This window comes from Maribacter sp. X9, assembly GCF_048537565.1.
Classification (GTDB): domain Bacteria; phylum Bacteroidota; class Bacteroidia; order Flavobacteriales; family Flavobacteriaceae; genus Maribacter.
The window spans coordinates 2,941,168-2,952,856 of the sequence record NZ_CP183215.1 but is presented as its reverse complement, the minus strand read 5'-3'; the positions used below and the strand labels follow the sequence as shown (position 1 = coordinate 2,952,856).

Genomic DNA, 11,689 nt, shown 5'->3' with positions numbered 1-11,689 from the left:
ATCCGTCTTTAAATAGTAGCTAACAATAAATTGTTTTCTAGGCCTCGGTATTTGTTGTGAATACCCTTAAATTGTAGGTCTAAAACCAATTTTATGAAACCATTCGCCTATTTGTTTTTATTGTTGACGATTCTCTCTTGTGGCGAAAAGCAGAAAGAGGTAAAAGAAACTACGCTAGAAAAAGCCAAAAGAATCCATGAAAAGATTATAACTATTGATACACATAACGATATCAATGTGGCCAATTTTACCGATAGTGTGAACTATACCCAACGTCTTGAAACCCAAGTAAATTTGCCCAAGATGAAGGAAGGCGGGTTAGATGTAACTTGGCTTATTGTATACACGGGGCAAGACACACTGACCGATGAAGGGTATGAAAAAGCAAAATTGAATGCGATGCAAAAATTCGAAGCTATACATAGGTTTTGTGAGGAAATTGCGCCAGATCAAATTGAATTGGCATTAACATCCGGCGATGTGAGAAGAATTGATAGTATTGGAAAAAAAGTGGCCATGATTGGGGTAGAAAATGCCTACCCGATGGGTACCGATATGAGTCAGTTTCAAAAATATTATGATTTGGGGGCGAGATACATTTCTCTGGCGCACAACGGTCACAGTCAATTTTCAGATTCGAACACGGGCGAAAAGGATTCCCTATGGTTATACAATGGGTTAAGTGACTTGGGGAAAAAAGCTGTACAAGAAATGAATAGGTTGGGAATAATGATCGATGTTTCACATCCTTCGAAAGAGGCTATGAAACAAATGGTCGCTCTATCAAAAGCACCAATAATTGCTTCGCATTCCTCGGCAAGAGCACTTTGTGACCACAGTAGGAATTTGGATGACGAGCAACTGCTCTTAATGAAGGAAAATGGAGGTGTAGTGCAGACCGTGGCATTCAGTTCATATTTAAATACCAAAAAGAATGATGCAAGATCCGAGTACATGAAATCGATCTATAAACAAGTAGCCGATTCTTTGGGTATAGAATGGTTCGACCGCTCACAATTTTCAAGTCTTACCGATGCCCAAAGAGAAGGCTTTATGGAGAATTATGGTAAAGTTCGTAAAATGGGTGAAGACTTGGTAAAGGGTAAAACAGATGCCCCCGAAGCTGTAAATGTTTCAGATTTCGTAGACCATATTGATTACATCGTAAAGCTAATAGGCATAGACCATGTCGGTATCAGTTCTGATTTCGATGGAGGTGGCGGAATCGAGGGCTGGTCAGACGCATCAGAAACCTTTAATGTTACTCTAGAACTGGTTAAAAGGGGTTATACCGAAGAAGAAATCGCCAAATTATGGGGCGGTAACCTTTTACGTGTTCTAGATGAAGTTCAAGTAGTGGCTCAAGAAATAAGTCAAAGTTGATTTTCATCTCCCAAAGCGGCTAAACGATCTTTGACAAATTCAATTTTCGTTTTACCGTGAGGTTTGGGTTTTCCATTATCGCCTAAATTGACCATAATAATATTGTCGACGGTAACAATAGTCTCATGGTTCATTTTGTTTCGCACTTCACAGTTTAGGGTAAGTGATGTTTTCCCGAATTTTACGACCTCTATACCAATTTCTATGACATCACCCTTTTTAGCGGCACTCATGAAATTGATTTCGGACATATATTTGGTAACGATCTTCCCGTTTTCTAATTGAATAATTGTATACAGGGCGGCTTCTTCATCAATCCATGCCAGTAATCGACCACCGAACAAAGTACCATTGGAATTTAAATCTCCAGGTTTCACTAATTTTCTAGTATGAAATCTCATAAGTTAGATTTTATACGGCAAAATTAAAACGAATAAAAGTACCCTTAACTACGTACAAAAGTTTTAACACACACAATTATCAACATAAAAAAAATGGGGACTTCTTTCTAGTTTATTCTCTGTTTTAGCTTTTAAAAATTGCCTATGTAAAGTTCTAAAGTCCTTTTCTGGAAGACGCTTTAACATTTATTATGTGAAATATAAAATCATTGTAAAGTGCCTAAAATAGGGTTGGTGGGTCATTTTTGGTCTTTGGAACGGTAAGGTTACAGCTAAGTTTTTCATTTAATTGTTTGATTAAATATGCAGATAACAAGGGGGATTCAAGCTCCATATTTTGATGTACAAAGAAATTTACTTTGCGTAGGCCTTTATCTTTCCATTTCTGTAGGCGCTCAACCCAGTCGTCTAAACGGGTGTAGTCACTTGGATGGTTCGCCCCGACATAACGAATAAAAGCTTCGTCATTCGTTAATCGCATGTGCATGATATCTCTCCTACCCGCCGTATCTACAATGATATTAGCGACATCATTTTCCTCGAGTAACCGATACAGTTCTTGGGCAACATTTTGCTCGTTGAACCAGTCGGTATGCCTAAATTCAATGGCCAGTCTAAACGCTTTAGGCCAATTTTCAACGAACCGTACGACCCTATCCCAATCTTTGGGACTAAAATTATTGTGCATCTGCAAGAAGATTGTGCCCAATTTACCTTGTAAATTAGAGGTGACATCCAAATAGGAATCCAACACCGGGTAAGCTTGGTCATTTAATCGCCTTAAATGACTTACATTTTGAACGATTTTAGGGAAAAAGGTAAAATCATCAGCTGTTTTATTCTTCCATTTTTGATATGTTTCAGCGGGGAAAATACGGTAGAAGGTAGCATTGAGCTCTATGCTATTAAATTGTGTCGAATAGTAGTCCAATTCATCTTTTGTTCCCTTGGGATAGAAATTTTTAAGGTCTTGTTTGTTCCATTTCGCACAGCCCACATGCACCTTAAAAGGACTATTATCATGAAGTTGATTTACTAAAACTTCAGTGTCACGATGATCGGGGGGTAATGAAAAATCTATAAGCTCCGGGTGTTCTACTTTTCCGAATTTCATGTTTATGTTGTATTTGTTTAAAAATAACTAATATTTACCACAGGTCTTTGTTTTCGGAATTTGTTTATAACCCGTTAAAAACTAATATTCTGAAATAAAAGTAGTGGGTTCATAATCTATATCTTTAAGAAAACATTCATGAAATGAACGACAGGTCCCAAAAATTATTGGAAATGCGCCCTTTAATTCCTTCTGCTAAATTACTTCCGAATATGACCGAAGACGAACGTTTTCAAAATCAAACGTTGCGGCCCTTACTTAAACTACAGAACGACCTTCTTTTGGCTTCTTTTAAAAATTACATCAAAAAGACCAAAAATGCCTTTTATGAGCTTACGCTAGAAAAACGTATGGACTATATTACGAATGTCATTCAAAAGGATATTAAATACAGGAATTCGCTAAAAGGTATGATCATGGGCCAATTCACCATTGAGGAGTATGAACGGTATATTCAAAATTCTTCTGCTTTGAACAAACGAATGATGAATATGGTCATAAAACGATTACAGGATCAAATTCAATATTTCGAAAAGCTTGAATTAGTCCAATAACGATTCTCCGTTCAGATTGGTCGTTAGAATAGAGCTCATCAAATCAAAATATGGACGGATGCATTTAAAACTTTCGTTCACCTGATCAGCAAAATCAGGTGCCAGTATTTCGGTATCTTTAAAACTTCTTTTAAAGATATATTGCTTTTTTCTGATCCACTCAATATTGGGGTCTTCTTTATCGAATCCTTTAGGAGCGGTCTTTAACTCCTCCCCTATCAGCTTTCCCCAAACAGCTTTGAATTCGGGTTTTTCTATAATATTCAGTAGTTCGGCGGTATCGATTTCCCATTCTTTCCTAATCCTCAGCAGATCATCTTTTTCAGGGTTCCAAAAACCTGTAGCGATAAAACTTTTTCCAGGCTCTATGTGTACGTAATATCCGCCGCGTCGGTGTAGCCCTGCTCTTGAATAGGAAGCTGAAAAACTATTTTTATAGGGTGTTTTATTTTTTGAAAAACGGACATCCCTATAGATTCTAAACACTTTTAAACGCTCGATTTCATCATGCGCTTTTAATTTTTCAAACACGTGCTTAAAAAAAACCTTGACTTTTGCTTCTTCTTGCTTATACCGATCTTTATGGTCTGCAAACCATTCCCTCGTATTATTCTTCTGCAGTTTATTTAAAAATTGAAGGGTATCATTTGTAATAGTTGTTTCTAACATACGACCTAGCTCTTGTGATTTTAAGCTAAAGTTAACCAATACATAAGAAGTCCTTTTGGTAATTTGGTTAATTTTGATGAACTAATGCAAAACCATGGACCATCGATCAATAATCGAGAAAATCAACGCTCACAAGAAACAACCTAACCTTAGGTTCCGTTTAAAAAGAAATGTGGAAAAGTTCACAGACCTTTTATTTTATACCCTATTCGATATTGAAACCCCCGTTGCCGATAATTTAGGGGAACTTGAAAAACAGTTTGATGAATTGGTAGATTTGGCGTGTTGGGAAAGCGATAAACCTTGCAAAAAGGTTTGGGAAAATTATGTTGAAAAACTACCCGAGATATTAGAAAGTTTAAACTTAGATGCTGAGGCTACCGTAAATTGTGACCCGGCCTCTTTGTCAATTGAAGAAGTGTATATGGCCTATCCTGGCTTTTATGCAATTTCCGTATACCGATTGGCGCATGAGTTATATAAATCTGGATTTCCTTTAGTGCCGCGGTTAATGACCGAATATGCGCATAGACAAACCGGTGTGGATATCAACCCAGGAGCTCAAATAGGCAAATCGTTCCATATAGATCATGGTACCGGAGTGGTTATTGGAGAAACGGCCATAATCAAAGATGATGTTAAGATTTACCAAGGGGTTACCTTGGGCGGACTCTTTGTTGCTAAGGATCTTCAGAAAACGAAACGGCATCCAACCATTGAAAACAATGTGACCATATATGCGAATGCTACTATTTTAGGAGGTGACACCATCATAGGAACCAACAGTATTATTGGCGGAAACGCATGGATTACAGCATCAGTACAGCCAAATTCAACAGTTTATCATACTCCAGAAATCAAAATAAAAACTACATTCCATGTCTAATTCCATTTTGTCCCTCATTGGTAATACTCCCTTAGTGAAATCAAGGGTTTTAAATACCAACCCTAATGTAACCTTATATTTTAAAATGGAAGGGCATAATCCCGGGGGCAGTGTAAAGGACCGTGCGGCATTTAATATGATTAAAAGTGGTTTGGAACGTGGTGATTTCACCAAGAACGATAAACTCATTGAGGCCACTAGTGGAAATACAGGAATTGCATTGGCCATGATTGCAGGAATCTATGGATTGGATATTGAATTGGTCATGCCCGAAAATGCAACGAAGGAACGCGTACAGACTATGAGGGCCTACGGGGCAAAGGTGACCCTAACCCCTGCTAATGTAGGTATTGAAGGTGCCCGTGATTATGCCGAAAGTAAGGTTGAAAAAGAGGGTTTCATTATGATGAACCAATTTGGGAATCCCGATAATTGGAAAGCCCATTACACCTCTACCGGCCCTGAAATATGGAACGATACTGAAGGGAAAGTCACCCACTTTGTATCCTCTATGGGAACCACTGGAACCATTATGGGCACATCAACTTATCTAAAGGAACAGAACGATACGGTTCAAATTATAGGGGTTCAACCTACTGATAACTCCAGTATACCGGGTATACGTAAATGGCCAAAAGAATATTTACCAAAAATCTTCGATGCCAAAAAGGTAGATCGCGTTATGGAGGTCAGCGAAGATGAAGCGCGTATCATGGCCAAAAGATTGGCCAAGGAGGAAGGAATATTTTCAGGGATGAGCAGTGGTGGTGCGGCAACGGTAGCACTTCGCCTAGCGGATGAACTAGAACGTGGTGTTATAGTATCTATCGTATGTGATCGTGGTGACCGCTATTTATCATCTGACCTGTTCGATTAGTTCTATAGAATTAGAGCCATTTCTTCTTTTTAAAATAGAAGATCATTCCCACAAAAAGAATGATCATGACACCCCAAACGCAATAGTATCCGTACTTATAGTGCAATTCTGGCATGTTGTCAAAATTCATTCCGTAGATACCTGCAATAAATGTTAACGGAATAAAGATGGATGCCATAATGGTCAATACTTTCATCACTTCGTTCATTTTATTGCTCATGTTGCTCATATACATTTCCATTAAACTCATGGACATTTCGCGGTATATCTGTAAACTCTCGTTAATCTCTATGGCATGGTCCAAAACGTCACGCAAAAATAATTTCGTATCCTTTGTTATTAATGGATTTTCAGAATCTATAAGTCTACTGATCAATTCCTTTACAGGATAGATCCAACGTCTTATTTTTAAAACCTCTTTTTTTAATTGTTGAATGTTTTGAGCGACTACGGGTTCAGGATTCTGGTAGACTTCATCTTCCAAAACCTCTATCCGATGGTTTAAATTCTCGATGGCCAAAAAGTAATTGTCGACTATGGCATCTAATAGTGCGAAGAAAAGATAATCGGAGCCTTTACTCCTTATTCTACCAAGTTTATTGCTAATGCGGTCTCTTAGACCATTAAAAACATCCTCTTTTACTTCTTGAAAAACCAAAACCGTATCCTCAAGAAGTACGAAGGCAATATGCTCTCCTAAAATCTCATCTTCCGGCGTGATGTATAACATCCTAAAAACACCGAAAATATAATCCTCGTACTCATCGATCTTAGGGCGTTGTTCGGTATTTACAATGTCTTCCAACACCAACGGATTCAAATTAAAATGCTTCCCTAAGCGGTCTATGAAGGGTTCGTCAGATATTCCCACGACATTTACCCAAGTAATTAAACCCTTATTTTTCTTTGCGAGAAATTGATCTAACTGCTTAAATTCATTGATTTCGAGGATATCGGTATTATAGGCCGTACTGAAAATAATACTATCTGAACGTTCTTTATCGCCGGTATAACTAATAGTCCCTGGGGCTTTTCCCATTTTGTTCTGTACACGGGACTTCTTCTTTTTACGTTTAGGGAATATCAGTTTTTTGTTCAATGCTTTTCTTATTAATATTTAAATATACTAAAACTGCCGACTAACCTTTAAAAGAAATTTGGTTCAAAAGCAGACCAGAACCGGGTGCAATGGTTTTAAGTTTTAAACCGGATCCAGATTTTAATGAGGCTTCAATTTCTGCTAAGGTCAGTTCATTTTTACCTAATTGAACCAAGGCTCCCATAATCATTCGTATTTGATAGCGCATAAAACCTTTTCCCCTAATTTTTAGAATAAAGCTTTTTTCAGGGAAAAAATTGGCTTTCAAAAGGTTATTCTCCTCTATATAACAAGAATCAATATGTCGAACGGTTTTGGTGTTCGGCTTTAATTCAGCCGTATATATCGAAAAATCATGGGTGCCTTCAAATAACATCGCCCCCATTTTCATGCGTTCCAAGTCTAAATAATCTGTATAATTTGATATAAAAGGCGCACTAAAGGGATGGTTTTTTTGTCCGTATGAAAACAAATAAAGATATTCTTTTGTTTTACTATCCTTTATGATGTTGAAGTCGCCTTGTTTGGGTTGAATGGAAAGTAACCTGATATCTGGAGGTAAGTTTTTATTGAACTCCATCAAAAAAAGATTTAGATTTTCTAATTCTTGTGCCAAGAACAATTCAAAAGCACCATCTAGCGCAGATACTTTGGCATCTGTCCTACCAGCACCTAAAATTTTGTATTCAACATCGGGGTATAAAAAAGTGAAAGTCTTGTTCAACATGGCTTCTACCGTACGCTGTTTCGGTTGAATTTGCCAACCACTATATCTAAACCCCAAATATTGTAACCGTACTAGATAGCGAAAACGATGTTGATCCATTTCCGCAAAAATAATACATTCATTTTGTTCTATGTTCCAAATTTTAGGTAACCCGTAGACCGTAATTTTGTAAATTGGGTCAAACACTATATTAAACCATTGCTATTATGAATTTCTCAGGAGTGAGCCCCCCAAAGGGGTTTTGGGTGGTCGGTATATTGGCTTTATTTTGTTACTTGATAGATGTCACGACATTTATAGGGGAACTGTCGTGATGCGAATACAGGGTAGAATAGCTATTAACAATACTCATTTCGGTACTTAACGACATAAATTTACCGTTCATCGAATTGTATAAAATAAAGAAAATATATAGCCGTTCTAAAGAAGCAATTATGGTTTCCCAAAGCCATAAAACCTACTTAACATGCGTTTTATAAAAGCAATTCTCACATGGCAACGTACGCTAATACTTTCCATTGGCGTACTATTGCTATTGAATGTTTTCAGTTTCTATGGTCTTTACACCAACAAGTTCTATTTTTTTAAAATAGACAATTACATATTTCCGATATTGTCCATTGTTCATTTTGTATTTCTATACGTGCTCTGGTTCAAAATTAAGGAGAATGAGTTAAGTGATCCTCCTATGCGTACCTTAGAATATGTCCTATACTTTATTTCTTTTGTATACCTCTATAAATTAGTGGATACGATTTTAAAATTAATGAGCTACGCTGATTTTGAAAATCATCTGATCCCGACTACTTTTTTACCTTTAGGCTATTTTATGTTGGGTTTATATGCTCTATTACTTTTGGTGACCATTTTAGCCATTAGTTATCGAAAACAGATTGTGGGAACGTATCGTTTCGATGACATGAACCAACATGTCGATCACTGGAAATAATTAATTACAAAAGCCTTAAAACAATAAAAAAACCTCAATTTGGAATTGAGGTTTTTTATGCATTAATATTTTGGCTTGCACTAAATACCTTTCAAAAAACTACTGTACAGGTCTTTAAACTCATAACCGTCGGTAAACCTCTGTTTATTTAATTTTTTATAGGAAACTAAGCCCCATAACAATAATTCTTTTAAAAAATATACATCCTGTTCTGGATATTCGGGTTGATGGTCTTTGATCAACTGATTCAAGGCCGGAATACTATCCAAGGCCCTTTTGTATTCTTCATCGGTAAAATCGTCCATCAACTCAATGCCTTCGCCTTGGAAGAACCAATGTAACAGCTCGTCATAAACCGTTTCTTCGTCTTTACGTTCCAGTTTATTGATTTTCGGGAAATAGTTCGGAAACAATGTTTTTACCGCGTCATCGATCAGGATTCCGGCAACACCGTCCGCTCCCTCCTGCTCTCCTTCATAGACCAATTCTATCTTTCCGGTAATGGCGGGAATGATTCCTATAAAATCGCTCAAACGGACCATGGTATGATCACCACCATTCAATAAGGACCTGCGTTCTGCGGTACTCAAAAGATTCTCAAAAGCGGTAATACTCGTCCTGGCACTCACCCCACTTTTGGCATCCACATATTCACTTTCACGGGCTTCGAAACTGATTTGTTCCAACAAATCCTTGGCCAAATCGGGTACATAAACAGTCTCTACCTGTCGAGGATCTAATTTAGATTCTTGCTCCGTAATCTTACGGGCAGTTTCGATATCGTCTGGATAATGGGTCAAGATTTGGGAACCGATCCTATCTTTCAACGGCGTAACGATGCTACCTCGGTTGGTGTAATCCTCAGGATTAGCCGTAAATACAAATTGTAAATCCAACGGTAATCGCAACTTAAAGCCTCTAATCTGAATATCACCCTCCTGTAAAATGTTAAACAGTGAAACTTGTATACGTGCCTGTAGGTCGGGTAGCTCGTTGATGACAAAAATACAGCGATTGGCACGGGGAATCATCCCGAAGTGAATTACACGGTCATCTGCATAGGATAATTTCAAGTTCGCCGCTTTGATGGGGTCTACATCCCCGATCAAATCCGCCACGGTAACATCGGGTGTGGCTAACTTTTCAAAAAAGCGGTCCTCTCGGTGCAACCATGAAATGGGCGTGTCCTCTCCTTTTTCCGCCACCACCTCCATGGCGTAGCGCGACATCGGCAAAAACGGGTCATCATTGATTTCGGACCCTTCCACTACGGGAATCCATTCATCCAATAAATTCACCATCAAACGGGCCAAACGGGTTTTCGCTTGTCCGCGTAATCCCAAAAGGTTGATATTATGACGGGAAAGAATCGCACGTTCCAATTCTGGAATCACGGAATCCTCATAGCCCCAAACCCCAGGAAAGGAATCTTTTCCGTCCTTGATGTTCGCCCGAAGGTTATCCCGTAATTCGTCCTTAATTTTTTTAGTTTGATATCCGACCTTTATTAACTGGCCTAATGTTTTAATTTTTGTATGCTCCATATAATTTTTGATGGTCGATAGTTTTAGAGATAATCGTTTTGAGACTTTAGGTCTAAGCCATCTAACTTAACACCAATCACTTCCCTATTTTCTCTTCGCTATTCCTTTATTTATAAATTCACTCCTTACTACTAGTTCACTAACTACTAACCCCTATTTCAACCGTTTCTTCCTATTCGCCTCATAATCCTCAAATATCATTTCTCCCAGTCCTTTGAGTCCGGTGAAAAATGCCTTGCCTTTGTTGGCTTCTGTAAAATGACGGATAAATTGCATCAGATAGGGATCTTGGGCAATCATAAATGTGGTGATAGGAATATGCAGTTTACGGGCTTGTGCCGCCATATTGTAGCATTTTTCCACAATAAAATCATCTAGCCCGACACTATTTTTATAATAGGTGCCATCAGGCATACGCAAGCAACTGGGTTTACCGTCAGTAATCATGAAAATCTGCTTGTTGGTGTTGCGCTTTCTCCGTAACATATCCATGGCCAATTGTAGTCCGGCCACGGTATTGGTATGGTAGGGTCCCACTTTTAAATAGGGCAGGTCTTTGATGGGGATGGGCCACGCGTCGTTCCCAAAGACCAAGATATCTAAGGTATCCTTAGGGTATCGGGTCGTAATGAGTTCGGCCAAGGCCATCGCCACTTTTTTAGCGGGGGTAATCCGGTCTTCCCCATAAAGGATCATGCTGTGGCTAATGTCGATCATCAGCACCGTACTCATCTGGGCCTTGTATTGGGTATCCTCTACTACAAGGTCTTCCTCGCTTAGCTGAAAACCGCCCATTCCATGGTTGATTTGTGCGTTTTTCAAACTTTCGGTCATGCTTATATTGCCCAGATCGTCCCCATAGCGATACTCACGCATATCGCCGGTATGCTCATCGCCTTGTCCTGATTTTCCCGTTTTATGGTTTCCGGAGCCACTACGTTTCAGTTTCCCAAAAATTTGGTCCAATGCCCGCTGACGGATAATCCGTTCCATTTTCGCCGTGATAGAGATATCTCCGCCTTGTCCTTCCGCTCCTTTTTCACCATCACCACCACCATCTTTAAATTCTTCGCGGATATAGCCCTTGGCCTTGAGTTCCTCGATAAAATCCTCAATGGTGTAGTCTGGTGTGGTGAGTTCGTATTCCTTGTCCAATTCGCGCAACCAGTCGATAGCCTCGTCAAAATCGCCCGAAGTATGAGTGATCAATTCCTGAAAAACTTCAAAAAGTTTATCGAAAACGGATTGTTCTGGTGCTTCATAGGTCTCGAATCGAAACCCTTTTCTTACATTCATAGTCATACCCTAAAATTAACACATTTCTAGTGATCCCGATGCTATTTAAGAAATGTTAACGTTGTTGTTTAAGACTTAGTGGGTTAGTGAATTAGTGGTTAGTGGACAACGAAAAGTAAAAAGTTACCGCTATGTAAACCTTAGCGCAGTCGAAGGGACTGCAGCAAGGTAGCTCTCTTTGGTTATACTT

The 11,689-nt window shown here is 38.7% G+C and carries 12 protein-coding genes; 5 read left to right on the top strand and 7 right to left on the bottom strand.

Features of this window, described 5'->3' with window-relative positions; genetic code table 11:
* Positions 1 to 93 precede the first annotated feature (93 nt).
* The gene (locus tag ACNR9Q_RS12500) at positions 94 to 1,383 is read left to right on the top strand and encodes a dipeptidase (protein WP_419211554.1); all 1,290 of its coding nucleotides are present in this window, start codon (positions 94 to 96) and stop codon (positions 1,381 to 1,383) included.
* Here ACNR9Q_RS12500 and ACNR9Q_RS12495 read toward each other — a convergent pair.
* Both ACNR9Q_RS12495 and ACNR9Q_RS12490 read right to left on the bottom strand, forming a co-directional pair.
* Entirely contained in the window at positions 1,374 to 1,784 is a 411-nt protein-coding gene (locus ACNR9Q_RS12495) for an acyl-CoA thioesterase (RefSeq protein WP_419211553.1), read from the bottom strand. The genes ACNR9Q_RS12500 and ACNR9Q_RS12495 overlap by 10 nt on opposite strands.
* A 220-nt stretch (positions 1,785 to 2,004) precedes the next feature.
* Positions 2,005 to 2,898, bottom strand: coding sequence for a DUF72 domain-containing protein (locus tag ACNR9Q_RS12490; protein ID WP_419211552.1), 894 nt, complete (start codon positions 2,896 to 2,898; stop codon positions 2,005 to 2,007).
* Positions 2,899 to 3,041: 143 nt separating this feature from the next.
* Between ACNR9Q_RS12490 and ACNR9Q_RS12485 the strand changes: the two genes are divergently transcribed.
* Positions 3,042 to 3,452 carry a glyoxalase gene (locus ACNR9Q_RS12485; RefSeq protein WP_419211551.1) on the top strand — a complete coding sequence of 137 codons (411 nt, stop codon included), beginning with the start codon at positions 3,042 to 3,044 and terminating at the stop codon, positions 3,450 to 3,452.
* Here the strand turns inward: ACNR9Q_RS12485 and ACNR9Q_RS12480 are convergent.
* Positions 3,441 to 4,121: a DUF2461 domain-containing protein gene (locus ACNR9Q_RS12480; RefSeq protein WP_419211550.1), complete on the bottom strand. Its 681-nt coding sequence runs from the start codon at positions 4,119 to 4,121 to the stop codon at positions 3,441 to 3,443. The two genes, ACNR9Q_RS12485 and ACNR9Q_RS12480, sit on opposite strands and share 12 nt — an antisense overlap.
* A 94-nt stretch (positions 4,122 to 4,215) precedes the next feature.
* Between ACNR9Q_RS12480 and epsC the strand changes: the two genes are divergently transcribed.
* The gene (gene epsC, locus ACNR9Q_RS12475; protein ID WP_419211549.1) at positions 4,216 to 5,007 is read left to right on the top strand and encodes a serine O-acetyltransferase EpsC; all 792 of its coding nucleotides are present in this window, start codon (positions 4,216 to 4,218) and stop codon (positions 5,005 to 5,007) included.
* Positions 5,000 to 5,884 (top strand): cysteine synthase CysM, encoded by an 885-nt coding sequence (gene cysM, locus ACNR9Q_RS12470; protein ID WP_419211548.1) that lies wholly within the window; start codon positions 5,000 to 5,002, stop codon positions 5,882 to 5,884. Before epsC ends, cysM begins: the two co-directional genes overlap by 8 nt.
* 10 nt (positions 5,885 to 5,894) lie before the next feature.
* Here cysM and corA read toward each other — a convergent pair whose 3' ends face one another.
* Both corA and ACNR9Q_RS12460 read right to left on the bottom strand, forming a co-directional pair.
* The gene (gene corA, locus ACNR9Q_RS12465; RefSeq protein ID WP_419211547.1) at positions 5,895 to 6,983 is read right to left on the bottom strand and encodes a magnesium/cobalt transporter CorA; all 1,089 of its coding nucleotides are present in this window, start codon (positions 6,981 to 6,983) and stop codon (positions 5,895 to 5,897) included.
* Between the two features lie 40 nt (positions 6,984 to 7,023).
* Entirely contained in the window at positions 7,024 to 7,809 is a 786-nt protein-coding gene (locus ACNR9Q_RS12460) for a tRNA pseudouridine synthase A (protein WP_419211546.1), read from the bottom strand.
* 367 nt (positions 7,810 to 8,176) lie between these two features.
* Here ACNR9Q_RS12460 and ACNR9Q_RS12455 point away from each other — a divergent pair, with 367 nt between their 5' ends.
* The gene (locus tag ACNR9Q_RS12455) at positions 8,177 to 8,659 is read left to right on the top strand and encodes a hypothetical protein (protein ID WP_419211545.1); all 483 of its coding nucleotides are present in this window, start codon (positions 8,177 to 8,179) and stop codon (positions 8,657 to 8,659) included.
* An 80-nt stretch (positions 8,660 to 8,739) separates the two neighbouring features.
* Here ACNR9Q_RS12455 and ACNR9Q_RS12450 read toward each other — a convergent pair whose 3' ends face one another.
* Positions 8,740 to 10,203 (bottom strand): magnesium chelatase, encoded by a 1,464-nt coding sequence (locus ACNR9Q_RS12450; RefSeq protein WP_419211544.1) that lies wholly within the window; start codon positions 10,201 to 10,203, stop codon positions 8,740 to 8,742.
* Between the two features lie 153 nt (positions 10,204 to 10,356).
* Complete coding sequence (locus tag ACNR9Q_RS12445; RefSeq protein WP_419211543.1) at positions 10,357 to 11,505, bottom strand: vWA domain-containing protein; 1,149 nt, start codon at positions 11,503 to 11,505, stop codon at positions 10,357 to 10,359.
* Between the last annotated feature and the right edge of the window lie 184 nt (positions 11,506 to 11,689).